At 63.1% G+C, this 25774-nt stretch carries 22 protein-coding genes; 13 read left to right on the top strand and 9 right to left on the bottom strand.

Translation table 11 applies throughout. The features are described 5' to 3' along the window. Positions 1–32 precede the first annotated feature (32 nt). Complete coding sequence (pal, locus tag ACN6KF_RS01625) at positions 33–563, bottom strand: peptidoglycan-associated lipoprotein Pal (RefSeq protein ID WP_434955153.1); 531 nt, start codon at positions 561–563, stop codon at positions 33–35. A gap of 362 nt (positions 564–925) precedes the next feature. Here pal and ACN6KF_RS01620 point away from each other — a divergent pair, with 362 nt between their 5' ends. From ACN6KF_RS01620 to ACN6KF_RS01595, 6 genes are all read left to right on the top strand, one after another. Beyond that, the gene (locus tag ACN6KF_RS01620; protein ID WP_434955152.1) at positions 926–1975 is read left to right on the top strand and encodes a sulfate ABC transporter substrate-binding protein; all 1050 of its coding nucleotides are present in this window, start codon (positions 926–928) and stop codon (positions 1973–1975) included. A gap of 255 nt (positions 1976–2230) precedes the next feature. After that, positions 2231–3205, top strand: coding sequence for a sulfate ABC transporter substrate-binding protein (locus tag ACN6KF_RS01615; protein ID WP_434959588.1), 975 nt, complete (start codon positions 2231–2233; stop codon positions 3203–3205). Positions 3206–3385: 180 nt separating this feature from the next. After that, the gene (gene cysT, locus ACN6KF_RS01610) at positions 3386–4240 is read left to right on the top strand and encodes a sulfate ABC transporter permease subunit CysT (RefSeq protein ID WP_434955151.1); all 855 of its coding nucleotides are present in this window, start codon (positions 3386–3388) and stop codon (positions 4238–4240) included. Continuing rightward, entirely contained in the window at positions 4233–5138 is a 906-nt protein-coding gene (cysW, locus tag ACN6KF_RS01605; RefSeq protein ID WP_434955150.1) for a sulfate ABC transporter permease subunit CysW, read from the top strand. Before cysT ends, cysW begins: the two co-directional genes overlap by 8 nt. A gap of 14 nt (positions 5139–5152) precedes the next feature. Then, positions 5153–6265, top strand: coding sequence for a sulfate/molybdate ABC transporter ATP-binding protein (locus tag ACN6KF_RS01600; RefSeq protein WP_434955149.1), 1113 nt, complete (start codon positions 5153–5155; stop codon positions 6263–6265). Positions 6266–6488: 223 nt separating this feature from the next. Further along, positions 6489–7523 (top strand): bile acid:sodium symporter family protein, encoded by a 1035-nt coding sequence (locus tag ACN6KF_RS01595; RefSeq protein ID WP_434959587.1) that lies wholly within the window; start codon positions 6489–6491, stop codon positions 7521–7523. 46 nt (positions 7524–7569) lie between these two features. On the opposite strand, the gene tolB is transcribed toward ACN6KF_RS01595, so the two are convergent. The 5 genes from tolB to ybgC all read right to left on the bottom strand — a co-directional run bounded on the left by tolB (position 7570) and on the right by ybgC (position 12628). Continuing rightward, positions 7570–8898, bottom strand: a complete 1329-nt coding sequence (gene tolB, locus ACN6KF_RS01590) for a Tol-Pal system beta propeller repeat protein TolB (protein WP_434955148.1) — start codon at positions 8896–8898, stop codon at positions 7570–7572. Between the two features lie 37 nt (positions 8899–8935). Continuing rightward, positions 8936–10300, bottom strand: coding sequence for a cell envelope integrity protein TolA (tolA, locus tag ACN6KF_RS01585; RefSeq protein ID WP_434955147.1), 1365 nt, complete (start codon positions 10298–10300; stop codon positions 8936–8938). Between the two features lie 147 nt (positions 10301–10447). Next, positions 10448–10903, bottom strand: coding sequence for an ExbD/TolR family protein (locus ACN6KF_RS01580; protein ID WP_434955146.1), 456 nt, complete (start codon positions 10901–10903; stop codon positions 10448–10450). A gap of 40 nt (positions 10904–10943) precedes the next feature. Further along, entirely contained in the window at positions 10944–11663 is a 720-nt protein-coding gene (tolQ, locus tag ACN6KF_RS01575) for a protein TolQ (RefSeq protein WP_068285660.1), read from the bottom strand. 530 nt (positions 11664–12193) lie between these two features. Continuing rightward, complete coding sequence (ybgC, locus tag ACN6KF_RS01570) at positions 12194–12628, bottom strand: tol-pal system-associated acyl-CoA thioesterase (RefSeq protein ID WP_434955145.1); 435 nt, start codon at positions 12626–12628, stop codon at positions 12194–12196. Between the two features lie 197 nt (positions 12629–12825). Here ybgC and ybgF point away from each other — a divergent pair, with 197 nt between their 5' ends. The 4 genes from ybgF to ACN6KF_RS01550 all read left to right on the top strand — a co-directional run bounded on the left by ybgF (position 12826) and on the right by ACN6KF_RS01550 (position 18688). Continuing rightward, on the top strand, positions 12826–13965 hold the full coding sequence (gene ybgF / locus ACN6KF_RS01565; protein WP_434955144.1) for a tol-pal system protein YbgF: 1140 nt from the start codon (positions 12826–12828) through the stop codon (positions 13963–13965). A gap of 72 nt (positions 13966–14037) precedes the next feature. Further along, the gene (gene tilS / locus ACN6KF_RS01560) at positions 14038–15081 is read left to right on the top strand and encodes a tRNA lysidine(34) synthetase TilS (RefSeq protein WP_434955143.1); all 1044 of its coding nucleotides are present in this window, start codon (positions 14038–14040) and stop codon (positions 15079–15081) included. Between the two features lie 243 nt (positions 15082–15324). Next, positions 15325–17253: an ATP-dependent zinc metalloprotease FtsH gene (gene ftsH, locus ACN6KF_RS01555; protein ID WP_434955142.1), complete on the top strand. Its 1929-nt coding sequence runs from the start codon at positions 15325–15327 to the stop codon at positions 17251–17253. 133 nt (positions 17254–17386) lie between these two features. Further along, a complete protein-coding gene (locus ACN6KF_RS01550) occupies positions 17387–18688 on the top strand; it encodes an IS4 family transposase (protein ID WP_434955141.1) in 1302 nt (433 codons plus the stop codon). Positions 18689–18777: 89 nt separating this feature from the next. On the opposite strand, the gene ACN6KF_RS01545 is transcribed toward ACN6KF_RS01550, so the two are convergent. Next, a complete protein-coding gene (locus ACN6KF_RS01545; RefSeq protein WP_434955140.1) occupies positions 18778–19149 on the bottom strand; it encodes a hypothetical protein in 372 nt (123 codons plus the stop codon). Between the two features lie 376 nt (positions 19150–19525). On the opposite strand from ACN6KF_RS01545, the gene ACN6KF_RS01540 reads away from it, so the two are divergent. Further along, complete coding sequence (locus ACN6KF_RS01540) at positions 19526–19942, top strand: hypothetical protein (RefSeq protein ID WP_434955139.1); 417 nt, start codon at positions 19526–19528, stop codon at positions 19940–19942. A 103-nt stretch (positions 19943–20045) separates the two neighbouring features. Here the strand turns inward: ACN6KF_RS01540 and ACN6KF_RS01535 are convergent, their stop codons facing one another. Further along, positions 20046–21848: an ABC transporter transmembrane domain-containing protein gene (locus tag ACN6KF_RS01535; RefSeq protein WP_434955138.1), complete on the bottom strand. Its 1803-nt coding sequence runs from the start codon at positions 21846–21848 to the stop codon at positions 20046–20048. A 334-nt stretch (positions 21849–22182) separates the two neighbouring features. On the opposite strand from ACN6KF_RS01535, the gene mgtE reads away from it, so the two are divergent. Together mgtE and rpmE are read left to right on the top strand one after the other, a co-directional pair. Continuing rightward, on the top strand, positions 22183–23556 hold the full coding sequence (mgtE, locus tag ACN6KF_RS01530; protein ID WP_434955137.1) for a magnesium transporter: 1374 nt from the start codon (positions 22183–22185) through the stop codon (positions 23554–23556). Positions 23557–23703: 147 nt separating this feature from the next. Further along, entirely contained in the window at positions 23704–23931 is a 228-nt protein-coding gene (gene rpmE / locus ACN6KF_RS01525; RefSeq protein ID WP_434955136.1) for a 50S ribosomal protein L31, read from the top strand. 560 nt (positions 23932–24491) lie between these two features. Here the strand turns inward: rpmE and ACN6KF_RS01520 are convergent. Next, positions 24492–25700: an MFS transporter gene (locus ACN6KF_RS01520; protein WP_434955135.1), complete on the bottom strand. Its 1209-nt coding sequence runs from the start codon at positions 25698–25700 to the stop codon at positions 24492–24494. Positions 25701–25774: the final 74 nt, after the last annotated feature.

Genomic DNA, 25774 nt, shown 5'->3' with positions numbered 1-25774 from the left:
GGTCAGGCGGGTCCGAAGACCTGCCCCCCAACTTAGGAATTGCCGCCGTTCAGCACGGTGACGGCGCGGCGGTTCTGCGACCAGCAGGAGATGTCGTTGCAGGTCGCGACCGGGCGCTCCTTGCCGTAGGAGATCGTGCGCATGCGACCGCCGGAAATGCCCTGAGCCATCAGATAGTCGCGCACCGACTGGGCGCGGCGCTGGCCGAGGGCGAAGTTGTAGTCACGCGTGCCACGCTCGTCGGCATGACCTTCGACGGTGACGGAGTAGCGCGGATAGGCCTTCAGCCACTGGGCCTGCTTGTTCAGCGTCTGCTGACCCTCAGGGGTGATGTCGGACTGGTCGACGAGGAACAGCACGCGATCGCCGACATTCACGACGAAGTCCTGCTGGCTACCGGGCGATGCAGCGCCACCGGCTCCGTAGCCGCCACCGCCGGCTCCACCGGGACCGCCGAGGCCACCATCGGCACCCGATTTGCTCTTACAGGCCGCCAGTGCAAGCACGCAGGTCAGTGCAGCGGCAAAGCGCAGTGCGGGGACCGCGCGCAGGGACGTCATCATTCCGGTTACTCCTCCGGTCGTCAGAATTGGTAAACCAGCCATAGCGAAAGCTGGTTAATCGAACGTTCTGGAAACACGGCCCGTGGCGATTTCTTGGCCGCTGTGGTACCGCCGCGCCTCGCCGCAAGAGCCAAATTGCCACTATGGTTAACCAAGTGCTGATCAATTCCGGCGCAAAGGTGGCTCCGGCTGGGCTCGGGCAAGGCAGGCCGCCTTTCTCATGCACTGTGGCAATCTTGTCGCACATTCACTTCATGTGAATTGATTTATAATACCATTAATCTATGCATTTTATAGATTGACAAGGTCGATTGATTTAGTGGACATTCGGGACACGCTCCTCCCGACTGGAAACCGACATCATGACGATCAAAACGCTCCGCCTTGCGCGCCTGAGGGACACGCTCGGCGTACTCCTGGCCCTCGGCCTCGTGCTCTGGCTGGTTTTCGGCGCTCTTGCCGGCGCCCGCGCCGCCGAATTGCTCAATGTCTCCTATGATCCGACGCGCGAGCTCTACAAGGAGATCAATACCGCCTTCACCGCCGACTGGAAGGCCAAGGCCGGTGAGGAACTGACCATCAAGCAGTCGCATGGCGGTTCGGGCAAGCAGGCGCGCTCGGTCATCGATGGCCTGGAAGCCGATGTGGTCACCCTCGCTCTGTCCGGCGACATCGACGCCATCGCCAAGGCGACCAAGAAGCTTCCGGACAATTGGCAGTCACGCCTGCCGCACAATTCCTCGCCCTATACCTCGACCATCGTCTTCGTGGTGCGCAAGGGCAATCCCAAGGGCGTCAAGGATTGGGACGATCTGGTCAAGCCCGGCATTGCGGTGATCACGCCCAATCCCAAGACGAGCGGCGGCGCTCGCTGGAACTATCTGGCCGCGTGGAGCTACGCCTTCGACAAGAATGGCGGCGACGAGGCCAAGGCCCGCGACTTCGTGGCGGCGCTCTATCGCAACGTTCCCGTGCTCGACTCGGGCGCCCGCGGCTCCACCGTCACCTTCGCCCAGCGCGACACCGGCGACGTCCTGATCGCCTGGGAGAATGAGGCCTTCCTAACGCTGCAGGAGTTCGGCGCCGACAAATACGAGATCGTCTCACCTTCCTCCTCGATCCTGGCTGAGCCGCCGGTGGCCATCGTCGACGCCAATGTCGATGCCAAGGGCACGCGCAAGCAGGCCGAGGCCTATCTCAACTTCCTCTACACCCCGGCCGCCCAGAAGATCATCGCCCACAACTTCTATCGGCCGATCGATGAAGCCGCAGCCGACAAGGCCGATCTCGCCCGCTTCCCCAAGCTTAAGCTGGTGACCATCGACGATCCCCGCTTCGGGGGCTGGAAGACCGCCCAGCCCAAGCATTTCGGCGATGGCGGCGTGTTCGACGAGATCTACAAGCCGCAATAAGGCGCACAAACGAACGCGATCAGAGCGGGCCCCAAGGGCCCGCTTTCCTTTTGGCGGCAGCCGCCATATAACACACAATTGTTGTGGAATTTATTGCATTTAACACATTGACAATGTCGATTGATTTAGTGGATATATAAAGAAGTTGTAAATTCTCCTTTCCCACTTCCAGGTTGTGAAATGAACGGCATGACCAGCCCCACCCGCCTTCGCGACACTCTCGCCGTGCTGCTGGCTCTCGGCTTCGTGCTGTGGATGACCTTTGGCGCGCCCGCGCGCGGCCATGCCGCCGAGCTTCTCAACGTGTCCTATGACGCCACGCGCGAGCTCTACAAGGAGATCAACAAGGCGTTCGCGGCGGACTGGCAGGCCAAGACGGGCGAGGACGTCACCATCAAGCAGTCCCATGCCGGCTCCGGCAAGCAGGCGCGCGCCGTCATCGACGGGCTCGATGCCGATGTGGTGACGCTGGCCCTGTCCAACGACATCGATTCCATCGCCAAGGCGACCAACAAGATCCCGGAAAACTGGCAGTCCCGCCTGCCGCGCAATTCCACGCCCTATGCCTCCACCATCGTTTTCGTGGTGCGCAAGGGCAATCCCAAGGGCATCAAGGACTGGGGCGACCTCGTGCGCCCCGACGTCGCCGTGATCACCGGCAATCCCAAGACAGGTGGCGGCACGCGCTGGAACTATCTGGCTGCCTGGGGCTATGCCTGGGACAAGACCGGCGGCGACGAGACCAAGACCCGCGATTTCGTGGCTGCGCTCTACCACAACGTGCCGGTGCTCGACTCGGCGGCCCGCGGCGCCACCATCACCTTCGCGCAGCGCGAAGTCGGCGACGTGATGATCGCCTGGGAGAACGAGGCCTTCCTGACGCTGAAGGAATTCGGCGAGGACAAGCTGGAGGTCGTGGTTCCCTCGATCTCGATCCTGGCCGAACCGCCCGTCAGCATCGTCGACGCCAATGTCGACGCCAAGGGCACGCGCAAGCAGGCCGAGGCCTATCTCAATTTTCTCTACACCCCGGCCGCCCAGAAGATCATCGCCCATAACGGCTATCGCGCCAGCGACGAGGCAGCCGCCGATCCGGCCGATCTCGCTCGTTTTGCCAAGTTGAAGCTGTTTACGATTTCCGAGCCCCAATTCGGTGGCTGGGCCAAGGTTCAGGCCAAGCATTTCGCCGATGGCGGCATCTTCGACCAGATCTACAAGCCGAAGGGGTAGTGGACCTACCCTCCCCTGGAGGGGGAGGGTCGAGGCGAAGCCTCGGGGTGGGATGACTCTCCGTGGTGAGGTCCCCCCGCATCCATTTCCAGCGCCCCCTATTTCACCCCACCCCGGCCCTTCGGGCCGACCCTCCCCCTCCAGGGGAGGGTAAGGGAATGTGATCGCCACAGGACACCCATGGCTCTTGCCGCCACCTTGCGAGCCCCCTTCGTCAAGCCGACCGCCCTGCCGGGCTTCGGGCTGACGCTGGGCTACACGATCTTCTATCTCAGCCTGATCGTGCTGATCCCCCTGGCCGCGCTGTTGCAGAAGGCGGCCGTGCTCGGCCCTTCCGGCATCATGGCAATCGCGACCGAGGGACAGGTTTCCGCCGCCCTGAGGGTCACCTTCGGCATTTCGCTCCTCGCGGCCCTGGTCAATGTCGTCTTCGGCGTCATCGTCGCCTGGGTGCTCGTCCGCTATGACTTCCCGGGCAAGCGCCTGGTCGATGCCGCCGTGGACCTGCCCTTTGCCCTGCCGACAGCCGTGGCGGGCCTCGCCTTGTCGAGCCTCTATGCCTCCAATGGCTGGATCGGCCAGTTCTTCGCCCTTGCCGGCATCAAGGTCGCTTTCACCACCAAGGGCATCTTCGTCGCCCTCGTCTTCATCGGCCTGCCCTTCGTGGTGCGTACGCTCCAGCCGGTGCTCGCCGAGATCGACAAGGAGATCGAGGAGGCCTCGGCCACGCTCGGTGCCACGCGCTTCCAGACGGTGACGCGCGTGCTGCTGCCGCCCTTGCTGCCGGCGGTGATGACCGGCTTTGCCCTCGCCTTCGCCCGCGCCGTCGGGGAATATGGCTCGGTGATCTTCATCGCAGGCAACATCCCCTATGTCTCGGAGATCGTGCCGAGCCTGATCTTCCAGAAGCTCGAGCAGAACAAATATGCCGATGCCGCCGCCATCGCCATCATCATGCTGGCGATTTCCTTCGCCATGCTGCTGGCGATCAACCTGATCCAGGCCTGGAGCCGCAGGAGGATGGGTGATGCCTGAAGCGACCTCCGAACTCGCGATCGAGCTCTATCGCGAACCGCCCGTCTCGCGCGAACACAACGTCACCAGTGAATCCCGCCTGGTCCGGCGCGTGCTGATCGGCATCGCCCTCGCTTTCCTGGCGGCCTTCCTGGTAATGCCGCTGATCGAGGTGTTCTACCAGGCCTTCCGCAGCGGAGCGGCCGCCTATTTTGAGTCCTTCGAGGACCCGGATACCCGCACGGCCGTCTGGATGACCTTGATCGTCGCCCTGATCGCGGTGCCGCTCAACATCGTCTTCGGCGTGATCGCGGCCTGGGCCGTGGCCAAGTTCGATTTCAAGGGCAAGAGCCTGCTCATCACCCTGATCGACCTGCCCTTCTCGGTGTCACCGGTGGTGGCGGGCCTCGTCTTCGTGCTGCTGTTCGGCGCCCAGGGCCTGCTCGGCCCCTGGCTATCAGCCCATCGCATCCAGATCATCTTCGCCCTGCCCGGCATCGTGCTCGCCACCATCTTCGTCACCTTCCCCTTCGTGGCGCGCGAACTCATTCCGCTGATGCAGGCCCAGGGCAAGGCGGACGAGGAGGCGGCGCTGACGCTGGGCGCTTCGCCGCTGAAAATGTTCTGGACGGTGACCGTGCCCAACATTCGCTGGGGCCTGCTCTATGGCGTACTCTTGTGCAATGCCAGGGCCATGGGCGAGTTCGGAGCGGTCTCGGTGGTATCGGGCCACGTCATCGGCGGCACCAACACCATGCCGCTGCATATCCAGATCCTCTATGAAGGTGGAGGCTCGGCCGCGATTGCCGCCTTTGCCGTCGCTTCCCTGCTTGCCCTGCTGGCCCTGGTGACCCTCGTGGCCAAGACGCTGCTCGAATGGCGCTATGGCGATGAACTCGCCCACGGCGCCAAGCACTGATAAGGACCAGATCCATGGATATCCGCGTTACTGGCCTGACCAAGAGCTACGGCGTCTCGCCGGCCTTGCACGGCATCGATCTCGACATCAAGTCGGGCGAGTTGCTCGGCCTGCTCGGCCCTTCCGGATCAGGCAAGACCACGCTGCTGCGCATCATCGCCGGGCTCGAGCGCCCTACCACCGGCACGGTCTTTTTCGGCACGGACGACACGGCCGGCCTGACGGTGCAGGAGCGCCGGGTCGGCTTCGTATTCCAGCATTATGCGTTGTTCCGCCACATGACGGTGGCTGACAATGTCGCCTATGGCCTGCGGGTGCGCCCGCGCGCCAAGCGGCCGGCAGAAGGCGAAATCGTCCGGCGTGTGGCCGAACTCCTCGATCTGGTGCAACTCGGCGCTTTCGGCCAGCGCTTCCCGTCCCAGCTCTCCGGCGGCCAGCGCCAGCGCGTCGCCCTCGCCCGCGCCTTGGCGGTGGAACCCAAGGTATTGCTGCTCGATGAGCCCTTCGGCGCCCTCGATGCCAAGGTCCGCAAGGAATTGCGCAGCTGGCTGCGCACCATCCATGACAAGACCGGCCACACCACCATCTTCGTCACCCACGACCAGGACGAGGCGCTGGAGCTGTCGGATCGCATCGCCGTGCTGGACAAGGGCCGCATCGACCAGCTCGGCGTGCCCGACGAAATCTACGACCATCCGGCCACCCCCTTCATCTTCGGGTTCATCGGCGAGTCGAGCCGTGTGCCGGTGACGATTTCGCAGGGTCGCATCCTGCTCGAAGGCACCGCTTTGCCCTTCAATGCCGACGGCCTGCCGGACGGGCCGGCCAGCCTGTTCTTACGCCCGCACGACGTCGCACCGGTCGAACCGGGCGCATCGGTCCTCAACGGGTTGATCGTGGCGCAGCGCCGCGTCGGCGCCACCCGCCGCCTGGAGGTGGCCCTGGGCACCCAAGGCACGGTGGTGGAGGTCGATACGCCCAGTCTCAGGACCAGCGAGAACAACAAGCCGGTCGGCCTGAAGCTGCTCAACGCCGCTCTTTTCGCCGGCAATGGCGAGGCCCGCTATTTCCGCGGCGCGGCCACCGAACCGGTGGTCGTCCGGCCGAGCGCCTTCCAGCGCGCCTGACCCCGCCGATGGTGCGGCACAGCAGCGCTGCGAGCGTCCTGCTCCCACACGGCGCGTGCATGGCAGGTCTGCGCCTGCCCGCCACGGCGCTGGTGAGGCTTCCGCCCCTCGCAAGGATGGGTTAACGCTGAGCGGCATTTTCGGCGCCGGTCTTTTCGGCAACACCGTCTCTCCCCGTCAGGTGGTCATCAACTTGTTCTCGCGCTTCCGCCCCGACAATTTCATGCTGATGCTGCTGGGCGTCGTGGCGTTGGCGAGCTTCATGCCCATCGCGGGCAAGCCGGCCGAGATATTCGGAGCCCTGACCAACGGCGCGATCGCCCTGCTCTTTTTCCTGCACGGTGCCCGGCTCTCGCGCGAAACGGTGATTGCCGGTCTTTCGCATTGGCGCCTGCACCTGACCATCCTGCTATCGACCTACGCCCTCTTCCCGGTACTGGCGCTCGCCCTCGATTACGGCCTGGTCTCGGCGCTGACGCCGACGCTGGCCAGCGGCATCCTCTTCCTCGCCATCCTGCCCTCGACGGTACAGTCCTCGATCGCCTTCACGTCGATAGCGGGCGGCAATGTCCCTGCTGCCGTCTGCGCGGCATCGGGCTCCAACATTCTCGGCATCTTCATCACACCGCTGCTGGCGGGCCTGCTTTTCGCTTCGCGCGGCGCGGGCTTTTCCGGTTCCGTCCTGATCACCATCGTCACCCAGCTCCTGCTGCCCTTCGTGCTCGGCCAGGTGCTGCAACCCTGGATCGGTAGTTTCGTGCGCCGGCACCGCTATGTGCTGAGCTTCGTCGACCGCAGCTCGATCCTGATGGTGGTGTATCTGGCCTTTTCCGATGCCGTCACGGGCGGCCTGTGGCGGCAATTCTCGGCTACGGCCTTGCTCACCATGGTGTTCGTCGATGCCGCCCTGCTCGCTTTGGTGCTGGTTATCACCACCTATGGCAGCCGCCGTCTCGGCTTCTCCAAGGAGGACGAGATCACCATCGTGTTCTGCGGCTCGAAGAAAAGCCTCGCCACCGGCGTGCCGATGGCAACCGTGATTTTCGCCGGCCAGAACATCGGGGCCATCGTGCTGCCGCTGATGCTCTTCCACCAGATCCAGCTGATGACCTGCGCCATCCTGGCCCAGCGCTATGCCCGGCGCCTCAAACCGGTGGCACTCGACGAGGCTGAAATTGCGGACGAGGACTGGCCCACCCGCAAGGCCGCCGCGAAGGAAGCAATCGTCGCAGGCCAAATGAAAAACCCTCCCCGATGAAGGGGAGGGCTTGAGCCGATACCTGAAAGCCGAACAGCTTTCCCCGTTAATTCCGCTTGAACAGATTGGCGGACCAAGCCGGGTCGGAGGCATAGCCTTGCGTCGGCACGCGCTGCTCGGGGGTGCCGAAGATCGAGGCCTGCCAGAGCTGCGGGCCCTGGCCAAGGTCGCGGAACCACATCAGATAGAGACCGTTGGGGGCCCAAGTCGGGCCTTCATTGTGGAAGCCCTCGGTGATCATGCGCTCGCCCGTACCGTCCGGCTTCATGATGCCGATGCCGAACTGGCCGCCTTTCTGGCGGGTGAAGGCGATCAGGTCGGAGCGGGGCGACCACACCGGAGTCGAGTAGCGAGCACCGCCATCACCGCCGGTGATGCGCTGCTGGTTCGAACCATCGGCGTTCATGATGTAGATCTGCTGGGTGCCGCCGCGGTCCGATTCGAACACGATGCGGCTGCCATCCGGTGAATAGGATGGCGAGGTATCGATCGCGCTGCCATTGGTGAGCTGCGTCGCCTGCTTCGACTGCAGATTCAGCAATTGGATGGTCGAGGAGCCGTTCTTCTCCAAGCTCATGATGACCTTGCGGCCATCGGGCGAAAACCGCGGCGAGAAGGTCATGCCCGGGAAGTTGCCGACCACTTCACGCTGGCCGGTCTGGACATTGGCCAGATAGACGCGGGGATCGGCATTGCCGAAGGACAGATAGGTCAGCTCCTGGTTGGTCGGAGAGAAGCGCGGCGTCAGCACCAGATCGGTGCCACGGCTGAGATAGACGGTATTTGCGCCATCCTGGTCCATGACGGCAAGACGCTTCACGCGCTTATCCTTGGAGCCGGATTCGGAGATAAAAGCGATGCGTGTGTCGAAAGCGCCGGGCTCACCCGTCACTGCCTTGAATACCGCGTTGGCGGCGACATGGCCGAGCTGACGCCAGTTATTGGCAGAGGTCGAGAACTGCTGGCCGGCAATCTGCTTGCCTTGGACGACATCCCAGACACGAACCTGGATGCTGAGACCGCTCCCACCTGCCACTACTTGGCCGGCCACCACGACCTGGGCATTCAGCGTCTGCCAGCTGGCGAAATTAGGCGCCGCGTTTGGTCCTACCTGCTCGACGAAAGCCTTGGAATCGATCGGCTGGAACAAACCCGAGCGACCAAGGTCGTTGCTGATTACGCCCGAGAGATCGCGTCCGCCCCCGCTGATGGGCATAACAGCAACGGAAACAGGGGTAACCGCCGTCGCTCCATCATAGGTCAGCGTCAATATGCTGCTCTGCGCAGCCGCTGGTACCGTCGTGCTCAAAGTGGCCACGGCCAGTGCGGCCAATAGAAGGCTGACCTTTTTATGTAACAAGGAGGCGATGGACATTCTCATCTCTCGATTTTTCGGAAGGCCTTACACTCGGTCAAAAGCTGCCGGGCTTCACGACATAGTTGAAGACCTTCCAGGATGCGTAGAGGTCTCGTTTGAACTTCAAGGGGTTCTCTGCTGTGATGCAGCGCTTGACTGCACGCGTAACAGCACCGGCGACCGTCGGATTGCTTGCACTCACCAATTGGGCGTCCGCAATGGTGCCGTCCTCATTCATATGCAGGCGGATGGTTGCGCTATCACCGGCCCCATCCTTACCAAAGGAGGGATTTAGACAGCTCCTGATCTGACTGTTGATCATGCTCTGCATCGCCATTTGCTCGCCCATACTCAGGCGGGGCGCACTAGCATCCGGCCTGCCGGTGGATGAAGTCTGGCCGACATTGTCGCGGGTATTGCCCGCCCGCCCGGAGGGCTTGCTCGGCGTCGTCGCCGGAACATTGCTCGCCACCTGCTGGCCTTCCTTGGCCTTGCGCTTGGCCAGGATACCGTCAATGCCGTCGAGCTGCTTGGCGTTCTTGGCGGCCGCAGCCTGCTTGGCAGCCTCTGCCTTCTTGTCGGCGATGGCCTTGTCGATGGCAGCCTGACGCTCGGCATCAGCCTTGGCCTTGGCATCGGCGAGTTGTTTCTGCTTTTGGGCTTCCGCTTTCTTGGCGGCCTCGGCGTCGGCGATCTTCTGCTGTTTCTCGGCCTCAGCCTTCTTGGCGGCTTCCGCCTCGGCGATCTTGCGCTGTTTCTCGGCCTCAGCCTTCTTGGCAGCTTCCGCCTCGGCGACCTTGCGCTGCTTGTCGGCCTCGGCCTTCTTGGCAGCTTCGGCGGCCTCGGCGAGCTTTTGCTGCTTTTCGGCCTCCGCCGCTTCCTTGGCCGCGGCATCGGCCTTGGCGGCAAGCTCGGCGCGGGCCTGGGCCTGCGCCTTGGCAGCAGCATCGGCGGCAGCCTTGGCCTGGGCCGCCTTCGCCGCAGCTTCCGCCTTGGCCTGCGCAGTCTTGGCCGCAGCCTCGGCCTTGGCTTGTTCCTGGGCCTTGGCGGCGGCCTCGGCAGCGGCAGCGGCCTCAGCCAGCTTGGCGAGGGCCTGCGTATCCGGTTTCGATTCGGGCTTGCGTGTCGGCAGGGGCGGCGGGGCGTCGTCGGAATTGTCGGCGACTTCGGCATCCGGTACGTCACGCGTGGGCGGCGTCGGCGGAGCCTGCACCTGCTGCGGCGCTTCCTGTCCGCCGCCACCGCCGGCCGACGGTGTCGGATCGCCCTTCATGATCTGGTCGTATTGTTCCGGCGTGACCATATCCACCGGAACGGCCGGGGCCGAGTCGAGCGGCTTGGCGGCCGGAAACGCGAACAGCAACGCTCCCAGCAAAATTACATGCACCGCCGCCGAAACGGGAAGTCCATAATCACGCATCGTACTCAAACCGGCCTTTCAAACCCCAATCCCGACGTCATCGCCTGCTCGATATTCCGCGACGTCGCCAAGCTACCCCGCCCCCGTGCCGCCCGCCTGTCAGCGCGAACATTAGCCGAAACGAGGTAAATGCGAGCATTCCCGTTTCTAGCTCTGCGGCTGGGTTACCAGCGCTGCCTTCTTGAACCCCGCGCTCGTGATATCGCTCATCACCTTGGCAATTTGATCCCAGCTTGCCTTGCCGTCGCCCTTGACGAAAATGCGCTCTTCGACCCCTGCCCCGTTCTCCGTCATCGCCTTGAGGCGGCCGAGCAAATCAGGCTCCGGCTTGTCGCTGTCGTTCAGATAGGACTGGCCGTCCGCCTTGATGGAGACGGTGATCGGGCGCTTGTCCACCGAAATGGCCTTCGCCTGGGTCTGTGGCAGATCGATATCGACGCCTTGGGTCAACAGCGGCGCAGCGACCATGAAGATGATGAGCAACACCAGCATGACGTCGATGAACGGCGTCATGTTGATATCGGCAATCGGCGCCTTGTGACGGCGGCGGCGGCGTGTTCCGCCACCCGAGCCGCCTGAACCTGTCGCGACACTTCCACCCATGATGCTTTCCTTGAATGAGGGACCGGAACGAGGCGGCCGCTCAGGCGGCCAGGCGCTCGTCGATCTGGCGCGACAGGATGGCGGAGAATTCGTCGGCGAAGCCTTCCAGGCGCGCCTGCTGCTTGGCGACTTCCGCGTTGAACTTGTTGTAGGCGATCACCGCCGGAATGGCGGCGACCAGACCCATCGCGGTGGCGAACAGGGCTTCGGAAATACCGGGCGCCACGGCGGCGAGCGAGGTATTCTTGGTGGCCGCGATCGACTGGAAAGCGGTCATGATACCGACCACCGTGCCAAACAGACCGATGAACGGGCTGGAGGAGCCGACGGTGGCGAGCACCAGGAGCTTGGATTCCAGGCGCTCCACCTCGCGCTGAACGGTGACGTCCATCACCTTTTCGATGCGGGCCTGCAGGCCGAGGAAGGAGCGGCCGGGGGATTCGAGCGAGCGCTTCCACTCGCGCATGGCGGAGACGAACAGGCCGGCCATGCCGTAGTTCTGGCGCTGCGACAGCGAACGATAGAGCTCTTCCAGGCTCTGGCCCGACCAGAACACCTGCTCGAAACGATTCATGGCGGCACGCGAACGCGAGAACAGGATGGCCTTGTCGATGATGATGGCCCAGCACCACACCGAGGCTGCCATCAGGCCCAGCATGACGATCTGGACGACCAGACCGGCATTCATGATCAATCCGAGCAGGCTCACATCGGTTACCGGAGCCAGGGCCGTCTGGGCCATATCGGCGGTCGCTTCCATTCCTTCAATTCCTCGTCCTGAGGCCGACGGGCCAAGCCGGTCCGCAGGGGATCGGCACATTCGTAGCTAAGCAGATCCGTGCAAGATCGGCATAGTCGCAACAATAATCGGCGAGCCTGATCTCGATCCCGCGCTTCAAGCCGAGATCAAGCCTGCCTCAGGCACCGCCCCGGCACACACCAAACGTTACTCGGGAAATCCACGCACCTGGTTGTGCAGAGCAACAACACCAAGCGTCACGGGCTCCTTTTGACGTTTGAATGTGACCGCAGTGCGGCACCCCTTCCCGACCGCGATAAACGGCGGATTCCAGGCCTATTGATCATCGGTACCGTTAATGTCGGGTTACGGCCGACCTCGATTCGCGAATTCTTATTTACGATGCGCTGCAACATTGATGACGGCGGCTCCAAAGCCGACCGATTACTGATCCCGACTAAAGCGTTTTACGATTTGATGGAAACAGCCCAAACCGCGAAGAAGTGCGGAAACAAGACGTTGGCGCAAAAAAGCATTTACGCTTCAATGCACTATGCTCTGGACAACACGTTGCGCAGACTCTCCGGCAGGCGCTGGGGCCGGCCGTTGCGGATACAGACCACCAGAACCTTGGCGGTGGTCAGGACTTCCTCGCCCCGCCGGATGCTCTGTTCGAGATGCAGCGAAGGCCCGCGCACCTCGCCGGCCTTGGTCTCCACTTCGACGATGTCGTCCATCAACGCAGGGCGCAGGAACTCGACCTGGATCGAACGCACGGCAAAGGCGATGCCCTCTTCGCGGTGAAGGGCGAGTTGATCGACACCGAGCGCGCGGATGAACTCGGTTCGCCCCCGTTCGAAGAAGCGCAGATAGTTGGCATGGTAGACGATGCCGGAGAAATCGGTGTCCTCGTAATAGACCCGAAGAGGCAGGCTGTGGCACGCCTCATTAAGCACGCCGCCGAAATTCGGCGGGGTTTGCGCCATTTCTATCATGGGGAAAGCCGTTTGTTCAAAGTTTCGCCTGACTTGACCTGTGTGGTATCGACGTGACTGGAGCAAGATGTGTTTTTATGAGAACACGCCTTGCCCGAATACCGAGTTTCGACCCATCCTTGCGATTTACGGCGATTCCGCCAGATCGCAGAACGCTTTGGATTGATTGCAACCGAATGAGCCGCCTCATGCTCCGCCCCGCTTCCGCCGCGCTTTTGCTGGCCGTGACCCTGGCCCTGCCCTTGGGCCCGGTGCGCGCAGCGTCCTATGACGAGGGACTGATGCCGCCCGGCAGCGTCGGGCAGGACCAGTCCACGCAGGACAACAGCTACACGCCCGACCAGCCTTACCCCCAGCCGCCCGCACAGGCCGGGTATGACGGCAACGTCACAGGCTCGACCGATGAACAGCCCCCCGCGGCTGCGGCCCCGAGCGCGCCGCAGAACGGTTATGTCGTAGCCCAGGAATCCACCATGGGCGATCTTCTCGTGCGCGTACAACGGCTCGAAGGCGAGAACCGCCGACTGCTTGGTACCGTCGAGGATCTACAGTCACAGGTGCGCAAGCTTCAGGACGACATGAAGCGGCAGCAGGAGGATACCGAATATCGCCTGCAGGCCCTCGAAGGCGGCGGGGGCAAGGCGTCCGCTCCAAAGCCGGCGCCCAGCGCGCCTTCGCGCCAGAAGAGCGGCCAGAGCGCCCCGGCCACGCAGCCCAATTCCCTGGGCAGCCTTCCCGCCCGCGGTGGCAACGATGTCGCCATGCAGGACTCCACAGGCGATGTTCCCGAACAGGCGCCGCCGCCCTCGACGCCGCGCCCGCGCAACTCCACCGTCTCCCCTGGCCTGCCGGGTATCGCCGTCGACACATCGCGTCCCATGGCCAGCAATGCGCCGGAAGCCGGCGCTGAACCGGCACCGGCACCGGCCGCCCCCGCTACGCCGGAGGCCGAATATGCTTCCGACTATCGCCTGATCGAGACCCAGCGCTACGACCAGGCCGAGGCCGCCTTTCGCAATTTCGTCGCCAGCCATCCCAAGGACAAGCGCGTGCCCGACGCCATCCATTGGATCGGCGAGAGCCTCTATCAGCGCAAGCAATATACCGATGCGGCCGAGCAGTTCCTGAAGGTCACCAAGACCTATTCCAATTCCAGGCGCGCACCCGCCAGCATGCTCAAGCTGGGCATCACGCTGGCGGCCATGGGTGAGAAGGATGCAGCCTGCGCGGCTCTTCAGGCCGTCGGCAGCAAATACCCCAAGGCCGGCCCGACCATCCTCAGCGGTGCCGATCGCGAGATCAAGAAGAACGCCTGCAAGGTGGGGTGAGTCAGGCATCTGCAGATGCCTGACCGGAACATTGCCATTGCGGACGCAAACCGCGCGTTCGGGGACTGAGCCGTGTCCGCAGCCATTGCCCTGCAGGAACTTCCTGCCCTCTTCGCCGATTTCCACAATCGCGCCCATGTAATCCTCGCTGTCTCGGGCGGCGGCGATTCCACCGCCCTGATGCTGCTGGCCGCGCGCTGGCGCGAGCAAAGCCCGCAAACCCGTCTCACCGTCGCGAGCATCGATCACGCCCTGCGTGCCGAAAGCGCGGAGGAATGCCGTATCGTTTCCGCAAGGGCCGTCGATCTTGGTTTGCCCTGTATCGTCAAGCGCTGGGAGGGCGACAAGCCGGCCGCACGCTTGCAGGAAGCGGCTCGCAGCGCCCGTTACGCCCTGCTGACTGCGGTGGCCACCGAAGTCGGAGCGGACGCGATCGCCACAGCCCATACGCTCGACGACCAGGCCGAAACCGTGCTGATGCGGCTGCTTCACGGCTCGGCCGTCGACGGCCTGGCGGCGATGCGTCCCCTCACGCCCCTGGCCGACCTCAGCCTTCTCCGCCCCCTGCTCGGCACGACGCGGGCCCGGCTGGTGGCGACCCTGCAGGCCGCCGGGGTGGCCTGGCTCGAAGATCCCTCCAACCGCAATCCCCGATTCGAGCGCGTACGCCTGCGCGCCCTTCTCGCCCAGCTCGCACCGCTCGGCCTCGACCCGGCACGCCTGGCCTTGCTCGCCCGCCGCGCCGCGCGCAGCAACGATGCCCTTGAGGCCGTTGCGGCCGAGCGTTTCGAGATTCTCGCCCGACGGGAACAAGACCGCCTGCATCTCGACGGCCCGGGGTTTGCGGCCTGCCCCGCCGATATCAGGCTGCGTATCCTGGAGCGAGCCGTCCTGCTGATGCAGGACGAGAGCAAGGCATCAGTCTATGGCCTGCGCCTCGAACGGTTGGAGGCGCTGGCCGCAGCATTCGATCAAGCCCTCGACCCGGCTCTCGGCCAAGGCGGATCCTGGCAGCGCAGCCTCGGCGGCACGCTGCTGCGGCTGGACAAGGCCGGCAATCTGCAAATCACCCGTGAGCCCGAACGCCGGCGCGGTGCTGCAAAAACCAAGATGTAGAAATTGTCATTTTCCACCGGCCTTGCCCTAGAAGCGGCAAAATAATGGCCTATTTCAAGAAATTAGCGGCGCATGCGCCACTCGAATCTTCACCGTGACAAGCCCTCGCCACTTCTATAAGGGAGCGCAGGGCTATCTATCCCACGGGCTTGGCTTGGCATTTGGCTCGCCCGTGCCTATTTTAGCCGCGATATGCTGTGGCGTCTCCTGCACAGGCAGGCCGTCCGCCGCGAAAGGCAAGAGATGAACGCGAACTTCCGAAATTTTGCGCTTTGGGTGATCGTAGTGCTGCTGTTGCTGGCACTCTTCACTCTGTTCCGGCAGACGGGTAGCCAAAGCGCTTCCGCCGACAGTTCGATCTCCTATTCCGAACTGGTGAAATCGGCCAAGGAAGGCAAGGTCAAGGACGTCACCATCACGGGTAGTGAGCTCAAGGGCAGCTACGTCAATGGCGGCTCGAACTTCACCACGCAATTGCCCAACGACCCGGGACTGGCCAAGACATTGAATGATTTGGGCGTGCAGGTCAGTGCCGCGCCGCCCGCCGAAACACCATGGCTGCTGCAGCTCCTGCTGCAGGCCTTGCCGATCCTGGCTCTGATCGGTGTGTGGATCTTCCTGTCCCGCCAGATGCAGGGTGCCGGCGGCAAGGCCATGGGCTTCGGCAAGTCCAAGGCCAAGCTGCTGACCGAGGCCCATGGCCGCGTCACCTTCGATGACGTGGCCGGCATCGACGAGGCCAAGGAGGACCTGCAGGAGATCGTCGAGTTCCTGCGCGATCCCCAGAAATTCCAGCGCCTGGGCGGCCGTATCCCGCGCGGCGTGCTGCTGGTCGGTCCGCCCGGCACCGGTAAGACGCTGACGGCGCGTGCCGTCGCCGGCGAAGCCAACGTGCCTTTCTTCACCATTTCCGGTTCCGACTTCGTCGAAATGTTCGTGGGCGTCGGCGCCAGCCGCGTGCGCGACATGTTCGAGCAGGCCAAGAAGAACGCGCCCTGCATCATATTCATCGACGAAATCGACGCCGTCGGCCGCCATCGTGGCGCCGGCCTGGGCGGCGGCAATGACGAGCGTGAGCAGACCCTCAACCAGTTGCTGGTCGAGATGGATGGCTTCGAAACCAACGAGGGCATCATCATCATCGCGGCGACCAACCGCCCCGACGTGCTCGACCCTGCCCTGCTGCGTCCCGGCCGCTTCGACCGCCAGATCGTGGTTTCCAACCCTGATTTGTCCGGCCGCGAGAAGATCCTGCGCGTGCATGTGCGCAAGGTTCCGCTCGCCCCCGACGTCGACCTCAAGATCATCGCCCGCGGCACGCCCGGCTTCTCGGGCGCCGATCTGATGAACCTGGTCAACGAGGCTGCCCTGCTCGCAGCGCGCCGCAACAAGCGCATGGTCACCCATCTCGAATTCGAGGACGCCAAAGACAAGATCCTGATGGGCGCCGAGCGCAAGACCATGGCGATGTCGGAGGAGGAAAAGCGCCTCACCGCCTATCACGAGGCGGGCCACGCCGTCGTCGGCCTCAACGTGCCCAAGGGCATCCCGGTGCACAAGGCCACGATCATCCCGCGTGGCCGCGCGCTCGGCATGGTGAAGTTCCTGCCCGAGGGCGATCGCTACTCGATGAAATTTGTCGAGTTCACCTCCCAGCTCGCCGTCGCCATGGGCGGCCGCGTGGCCGAGGAGATGATCTTCGGCAAGGAGAACATCACCTCCGGCGCCGCCGGCGACATCGAGCAGGCCACGCGCATGGCAAAGGCCATGGTCACCCGCTACGGCTATTCGGATGAGCTCGGCACCGTGATGTATGGCGAGAACCAGGACGAGGTCTTCCTCGGCATGTCCATGGGCCGTACGCAAAGCGTGTCCGAGGCGACCTCCCAGAAGATCGACGCCGAAGTGCGCCGCCTGATCAATCAGGGCTGGGAAGACGCCAAGCACATCCTTACCGAAAAACGGGACGAGCTCGAGGCCCTGGCTCAGGCGCTGCTCGAATATGAAACGCTGACCGGCGACGAGATCCGCGACCTCCTCAACGGCAAGCCGCCTTCGCGCGATCCGCTGGACGAGCCCCAGACGACCCGCGGCTCGGCCATCTCCGCCGGCAAGCCACGTCGCCCGCCCCCGCAGACGGAAGGCGGCATGGAGCCGGCCCCTTCGGCCTGATGGCGCATTGATATTCGATACGATCAAGGCCGGTCTCGCGACCTAATGCGGTTCACTTAAGGATGGGCTGCACGAAAAAGTAGGATTTACGAGGCAGGGTGGGATTTGTTTCCCACCCTGATTTTGTTTTGGAATGACGCGCACGATTGGTCGCTATCCCGAGCTTTCGGCCTTATCGCGATCGCTTGATGTGGACTGGATAGCGCAGGCGCTTGCGCTGACGGGCAAGGCCAGCGTTCGCAAACGCAAGCTGCCGGCCGAGCAGGTTGTCTGGCTGGTTATCGCATTAGCGCTATACCGACATCAGTCCATTGCGGAAGTGGCCGCCCATCTTGATCTGGCGTTGCCGGATGCGGTTAATCCGGACATAGCCAAGAGTGCGTTGACCCAGGCGCGCCAGCGCTTGGGGCGAGCGCCTCTCGCCCAGTTGTTTGCAATGAGTGCCTCGTGCTGGGATGAGCGTCACCAGGCGGGGAAGGCTTGGCGCGGTCTTGCCCGCTATGCGCTGGATGGGAGCACGTTGCGTGCCAGCGACAGCGTGGAAAACCGCGCGCATTTTGGCGGCCAGGCTCATTCTGAGGGGTTGGTATCAAGCTATCCGCAGGTGCGCCTCCTCATCTTGACGGCCCTTGCCACTCATCTGGTTCGCGATGCGGTATTCGGGGCCTATGGCAAGAACGAAATGCTCTATGCCAAGGATCTGCTTGTCGGAGTACCGGACCGATCCCTGACGGTGTTCGACAAGGGCTTCTTCAGTGCCGGCCTGCTGCTGCAGCTTCAGATGACGGGGGAGCAGCGTCATTGGCTGATCCCGGCCAAGAGATCCCTGGTATGGGAGCGGCTGGATGCAAATCCCAACGATTACCGAGTGCGGATGAGCGTCTCCCTGCAAGCGCGCAAAGCCGCCCCGAGCTTGCCGGCCTTCTGGGAGGCACGGGCTATCGAGACAACCAACCGCCATGGCAAAAAGCGTATCCTCTTGACGTCCCTCATGGATACCAAAGCCTATCCAGCCCATGAGATCGTGCATCAATATGAAGAACGCTGGCGGATCGAAACGAGTTATCGCGAGATCAAGCAGGATATGCTTGGCAGCGAGTTGACCCTGCGCAGCGGTACACCCGAGACCGTCTATCAGGAAGTCTGGGGCGCTTTATTGGCCTATAATCTGGTTCGGCTGGAGATGGCCGAAGTGGCGGGCGAGGCTGAGGTCAACCCCACCCAACTCAGCTTCACCACCGCACTCCATTATCTGCGCCATGAATGGGGTTGGATGGCGATCGAGGCCCCAGGCAAAATACCCGCCCACCTCGTTCGCCTACGCAACCGCCTCGGCGACCTGCTCCTGCAGCAAAAACGGGGGCGAACATACCCTCGTGCCGTGAAAAGCCGATCTCAAAAATATGCCACTCGGTTCGTCAAGGCTCTTAAGTGAACCGCATTAGGTCTCGCGACCGGCCTTTTTCGTGACTCGGCCGTCGAAGGTTGCGGCTGGCCGCCGGGGAATCGGAGACGAGCCGCATTTCAGGACATCAGATCCGACCAGGCTTGGTAGAGGCCGCTGACCGCGATCACGGCGAGGAAGGACCATACCAGCCACCGTACCCATGTCAGCCGCCATAGACGGCGCCCGACATAGATTTTGAACAAAGTGCCCATCGCCGAGAAGACCGGATAAAGGAAGACGAGCTGGATGATGGCGGCCAGGGAGAAAAAGAATAACAGGGCCACTGCCCCGCTCGGCAGGATGCCTTCCAAGGCAAGCGCGCTCCACATCAGGGCAATGATCAGTACCAGAAGCAGGCATGACCACCCGATCCCCCAGCCAAGATCGCGCCAAGCCCGGCTCTTCTCGTCCGCAAGGCCGCGATCTTCGTTCCCAGGAGCCTGTTCCACCCCAAATCTCCGATCGAAGAGAGGCCGTAGCCGAACTCTTTATGTCACGGCGTATCCCATCTACCGATCTGCCTTGTCATCCTCGGTCGGCAAGTACCCTGCGAAACAGCAACCCAATAGCCATCGAATTTCTTCTATTCCCGTAGTGGTAGGTAGCTTATGCACGGATGGTCATGATGGATTGCCTCGCTCTCCACTGTGATGTCCCCGGACCAAAGTGCGGTTTATCCGAACCGTGCCTTGCTCTAACTCCTTGTTTCCAGGCCAATCCAACGGATTGGCGAGAGCGCCTTTGCGATTTGAAGTGATCCCGTCAAATCGCAAAACGCTTTAAGCCATCGCCGACCGGGGCCCGGCGGCAGCCAGAGATGTTTCCATGCTGAAGAATATTACCGGCGCCGCCGCGCTCGCTCTCCTGATCGCCTCACCCGCCGCTGCGCAAAGCTGCGCGCAGAATTTCAAGAGTTCCGGCGTGCCGTTGCTCACCGGCCTGACCTACAGCACCTGGGCAGTCTTTCCCAAGGTTGCTCCGGCCAAGGCGCTCGACAATGTCGGGCGTGCCCTGTCCGCCGAGGGTATCGACGTCGTCAGCGTCAACAAGAAGGCCGGTGTGTTGATCGCAACCCAGGACGGCGCCAATTCCGGCCGACCCCAGACAATCCGGGTCATCGCCCGCAAGACTGGCAGCGCGACCCGCGTCGATCTCGAATTCCATGTGCAGCCCGGCCAGTTCTCGACCGAAAGCGCCCTGCGTACCCATATCTGCGCCGTCGTGAACGCGGCGGGACGATAGGAGCGCGGCTGGTGTGCCGATCTTCAGATCGACATTCTTGAAAACACCGCGTTCATCAACACGGGAAATGCCGGTCTGAAGACCGGCACACCGCTCCTCCGGCTCAGGCCGCGTCCCTGAATTGCAGCTGTGCCAGCCGGGCATAGAGGCCACCGCGCGCCACCAGGGCCTCATGTGTGCCCTCTTCGACGATGCGTCCGTCATCGAGCACGATGATGCGATCGGCAGCCTGCACCGTGGCCAGGCGATGGGCGATCACCAGGGTGGTGCGTTGGGTCATCAGGCCGTCGAGCGCCGCCTGCACCGCCTTTTCGCTTTCCGAATCCAGCGCCGAGGTCGCCTCGTCGAGCAGCAGCACGGGGGCATCCTTGAGGATGGCACGGGCGATGGCAATGCGCTGGCGCTGGCCACCCGACAGCGTCACGCCGCGCTCGCCGATCGGCGTGTCGTAACCCTGTGGCATGGCTCGGATGAAGCCGTCGGCCGCGGCCAGGCGAGCTGCTTCCTCGACCTCGGCGTCACTGGCGTCAGGACGGCCGAAACGGATATTGTCGCGGGCGGTCGCCGCGAAGACCACCGGATCCTGGGCCACCACCGCGATGCGCTGGCGCACGCGCTTGGGATCGGCCTGCGGCAGCATCACGCCGTCCAGCGTTATCAGGCCGAACTGGGGGTCGTAATAGCGCAGCAGGAGCTGGAACAGCGTGCTCTTGCCGGCTCCGGACGGCCCGACGATGGCGACCGTCTCGCCCGCCTTCACCGCAAGATCGATATCGTGCAGCACCGGCCTGTCCGGCTGGGTGGGATAGGCGAAGGTCACGCCCTCGAAGGCCACGGCACCGCGCGCCGGCTCGGGAAGGGCCAGCGGCCGGGCCGGCGCCGATATCGCCGGCCTTTCGCCAAGAAGTTCGCCCAGACGCTCGGCGGCACCGGCCGCCTGCACGATCTCCGCCCAGACCTGGCCAAGCTCCGAAAGGGCACCGGCACCGAACACGGCATAGAGCACGAATTGCGACAGGGTGCCCGGGGTCATCACACCCGCCACCACATCATGAGCGCCGAGCCAGAGCACGCCGACCACCGAGGCGAATACCAGGAAGAGGGCGATTGCCGTCAACACGGAGCGCGAGCGGGTCGAAATCGCAGCGGCCTGGTAGGCATTCTCCACTTCGCCCGAAAAGCGCCCTATGGCGAGGCGCTCGGCCGTGAAGGCCTGCACCGCCCGCATGGCACCGATGATCTCCCCGGCATAGGCGGAAGCATCGGCCAGGGTGTCCTGCGCCTTGCGCGAGCGGGTGCGCACGGACCGGCCGAAGGCAACCAGCGGCAGTACGATGATGGGAATGGCGATCAGCACCAGCGCCGAGAGTTTGGGGCTGGTCCACACCATCATCACCGCAGCGCCGGCGAACAGGAAAAGATTGCGTAGGGCCACCGAGGCGGACGAACCGAACGCAGCCTTGATCTGGGTCGTGTCGGCGGTGAGGCGCGAGAGCACCTCGCCCGTCTTGGCCGTATCGAAGAACACTGGCGAAAGTTCGGTCAAGTGGGCAAACACGGCGGTACGCACGTCGGCGACCACCCGTTCGCCCAGTGTCATCACCAGATAATAGCGGCAGGCACTGGCCAAAGCGAGAATCAGCACCACGCCGGTCATGGCCAGGAAGTAGGAATTGATGGCGACGGCATGATCGGCCGAGAAGCCGTGATCGATCATGCGGCGCATGGCGATCGGCACCACCAGCGTCGCCGCCGCCGCCAGCGTCAGAGCCAGGAAAGCCAGCAGGATGCGGCCACGATAAGCCAGGGCATAGGGTGCCAGCGCCATCAGCGGGCGCAAGGTCCGGCTGTTCCTGGAGGATTCCGCGGTATTTTCTCGGGTTTTCGGGTCAGTTTCCGTGGCCACGTAGTATTCTTCCTTTCGAGCGCGCGGGACAATGCCCCGCTGTGGGCGCTGCTGCAATCGCACGGGCCCAAACCGCTTCAGTTTGCCGCGCTCTCCATATTATCGCGCAGTGCAAAAAAGCGCTTGACTGCGACGGCGGAGAGGCGCAAGTCGCGATTGTTCCGGCCTTTGGATTTATTCCAAAGGAATCGTCCCTGGCCGGACCCCACGAGATCAACGAGATCATGCCAAGCGACAGTAGCAGTCGAATGTTCGCGCCGTTGACGGCTTGTAAGGACTGACCGCTCGCGGGCTCGTCCTTCCGGCCGGCAACGGCCGAGAGGAAGGAAGAGCCATGGAAGACCTGGCTGAAAAGACCGTTGACGTTGCTGACCGCGACATCCTCGAGGTTTGCCTCGGCCTCGAGCACGTAGCCGACATCGTCGAGCTGCTCAACGAGCAGGAGATCGAGGAACAGGCGCATGTCCTCGTGCACCTGCCCGACGAGCGGGCCATCGAGGTGCTCGACCAGCCAGGCCTGGACGATCCTGCGGCACTGATCGAGGCCCTGCCCGCCGAACGGGCGCTCAAGCTGATGGCCGGCATGTCCTCGGACCGTGTGGCGGATGTCTTCCGCTACATGGACGATCCGCCGCGCACCGATCTGCTCAATCGGCTCGATCCTGAGACCCGCGCTTCGCTCGACAGGCTGCTGTCCTATCCCGAGGACACCGCCGGCGCGCTGATGACCACCGAATTCGTGTCCGTGCCCTCGTCCTGGACGGTGGAGCAGACGCTCGACCACATCCGCCGGGTCGAGCGCACGCGCGAGACGATCTATTCGGTCTATGTCCTCGATCCCAAGACCCGCCAATTGCTCAAGGCCGTGGCGCTGCGCCGCCTGATCACCGCCGATCCCAAGGCCTCGGTGCTGACGGCCGCCCGCTTCGACAAGCCGATCACCGTCGCGCCGACGGCCGACCGTGAGGAAGTGGCACGCCTGATCGCCAAATACGACCTCCTGGCGGTGCCGGTGGTCGACGACAGCATGCATGTCATCGGCATCTGCACCTTCGACGACATCATCGACGCGATCGTAGCCGAGGGCACCGAGGACGCCCAGAAGTTCGGTGGCATGGAGGCCCTCGACGATCCCTATGACCAGATCGGCTTCTGGTCGATGATCAAGAAGCGCGCGGGCTGGCTGTCGGTGCTGTTGCTGGGCGAGATGCTCACGGCGAGCGCCATGCAATTCTTCGAGGGCGAACTCGAAAAGGCAGTGGTGCTCACCCTGTTCATCCCGCTGATCATGTCCTCGGGCGGCAATTCCGGCTCCCAGGCAACCTCCCTGCTCATCCGCGCGCTGGCGCTGAGCGAGGTGAAGCTGAAGGACTGGTGGCGGGTCGCCCTACGAGAACTGCCGACCGGCATCGTGCTTGGCGCAATCCTCGGCCTGATCGGCATCGTGCGCATCGTGGTCTGGCAGAAGGCCGGCTTCTACGACTACGGGCCGCATTGGGCCCTGCTGGCCCTGACCATCGGCTGCGCCCTCACGGCGATCGTCACCTTCGGCTCGCTGACCGGCTCCATGCTACCCTTCATTCTCAAGAAGGTAGGCTTCGACCCCGCCAGCGCTTCTGCGCCCCTGGTCGCGACGCTGGTCGACGTCACCGGCCTCGTCATCTATTTCACCGTCGCCCTGGTCATTCTGCGGGGGACATTGCTGTAGCCCCGGCGAGATGGCGTTTCCCGCATGTGAGAAATGCGGGAGCGGTGCTTGTATCCGGACCGAAATTGCGCTATCGAGCCGCCCACTCATTCGAATTTGACTTGTCCGACCGGGGTAGCGCTCCGGCACAGAGCAGGATTTGACCCCATGAAGTCCGACATTCATCCCGACTATCACAAGATCAAGGTTGTCTTCGTCGACGGCACCGAGTTCCACACCCATTCGACCTGGGGCAAGGAAGGCGACACCCTTCAGCTCGACATCGACCCCAAGACCCATCCGGCCTGGACCGGCGGCTCGCAGCAGCTCCTCGACCGCGCCGGCCGCGTGTCAAAGTTCAACCAGCGCTTTGCCGGCATCAGCTTCAAGCGCTGAGCCTAGAGCGATTTGCGATTTGCGATTTGCGATTTGCGATTTGACGGAATCGGCAAGAATCGCAAAGACGCTCAAGCCAATCCTTTGGATTGGCTTGGAAACAAAGAGTTAGAGTAAATAAGCGTTCATGCTTGAACGCGTTTTGCTCTAGCAGACATGGCTGGGACGATGAGAGCGGGCCTTCGGGTCCGCTTTTGTTTTTGGGCTGTCCTGGTCGTGGGAGGCAGGTCTTCAGACCCGCCCTGCTCTTCCATCGAGCCTCGCGCCTCCAGGCGGATCCGAAGATCCGCCCCCCACACACAAAAAGAAGCCGCGATACGGATGATCGCGGCTTGTCCAAGTCGAAACAGGGAGGCGTCAAACAGAGTGAACAGGAGCCACTCGAACATCCAGCGAGCTGGAATGGCGTGAGGTTATCGCGGAATTCTTGATATTCGGTTAACGCCCGCCGGTTCGAGAGCAAAGCGTGCCTTATCCGAGTCGCATTTTTCTCTAACTCTTTGTTTTGACGTATTTTTCTTAATCAAGAAATCTATCAACTTCTTTGGAAAATGCTTTAGTCAGGCGGCCGCCGCGCATAGCCCGTCCTCCTTCGCTACCGGCGTCAGCCTGCACGAACCCAGCAGCGCAGCCGTGAGCGCGACGATACCGGCCGCAAAAGAGATCCAGAAGCCGTCGGCAGCAACAAAGCGATCAATAACCCAGCCCGAGGCGAAGGAGCCGACCGCCATGCCGATGCCGATGCCGGTCATCGCCCAGGTGATCCCCTCGGTGAGCTTGGCCGCCGGCACATGCCGCTCGACCAGACCCATGGCGGTGATCAGTGTCGGCGAGATCGATACACCCGACAAGAACAGCAACAGCGCCAGCATCACCACATTGGAAACGAACAGCAGCGGCACAGTTGTGGCCGCGGCTACCGCAATGGCAATGACGAATTGACGCTCGAGCGGCGTCTTCAGCTTCAACGCCCCGAACACCAGGCCGACAATGAGGGAGCCGGCGGCGTAGCCAGCGAGGACAAAGCTGGCTGCCGTCGCCTGCCCCAATTGTTTGGTAAAGGCGATCACCGTGACCTCTGCCGTTCCGAAGATGGTGCCGACGGCGATCAGGACGAAAGTCAGGATGCGCACCGAGGGCAAGCGGATGGCCGAGGAAGCACTGGGGCCGGTGAAGCGGCCGGGCGGTTCGGTGGACTTTTGCATCACGAAAAGCGCCGTGCCGACGGCAAGGAACACGGTCGAAACCAGCGGACCGGCCTCAGGGAACCACGCCACGCTCAGCCCGACCGAAAGGATGGATCCAGCCATGTAAACGACTTCGTCGGCCACCGATTCGAAGGCGAAAGCAGTGTGCAATTGCGGCGTATCGCGATAGAGCTCCGACCAGCGTGCCCTGACCATCGCAGGCATGCTGGGCATGGTGGTCGCGAACAGGGCCGCAACGAACAAGATCCATGCCGGCCAATGGAAATGCGCGGCCAGGAGCAGAACCGAGAAGGCGACAACCGACAGACTCGTCGCGGGAATGAGGACGCGGCTCTGGCCGTGACGGTCCACCAGGCGGGAGATCTGCGGAGACATGAAGGCATTGCCGAGGGCGAAGGTCGCCGAGACGGCGCCGGCCAGCCAATATTCGCCGTGGGTCTGCGAGATCATGGCAACGATACCCATGGTCACCATCGCAAGTGGCAGGCGCGCCAGGAAACCGGCAGCCGCGAAGGCCTTTGCCCCCGGCGCTCGGAAGATCAGGCTGTAGGGATTGGACATCGGGCACTCCAAGGGAAAAGGTTGCGCTGACATACGCAACGTATGTATTCGGCATAGTTGCATACGTCTCGTAT

It is taken from the genome of Labrys methylaminiphilus subsp. lupini (assembly GCF_051161885.1).
Classification (GTDB): Bacteria; Pseudomonadota; Alphaproteobacteria; order Rhizobiales; family Labraceae; genus Labrys.
The sequence above is the reverse complement of the archived record's forward strand: the minus strand, read 5'-3'. Positions and strand labels throughout refer to the sequence as shown.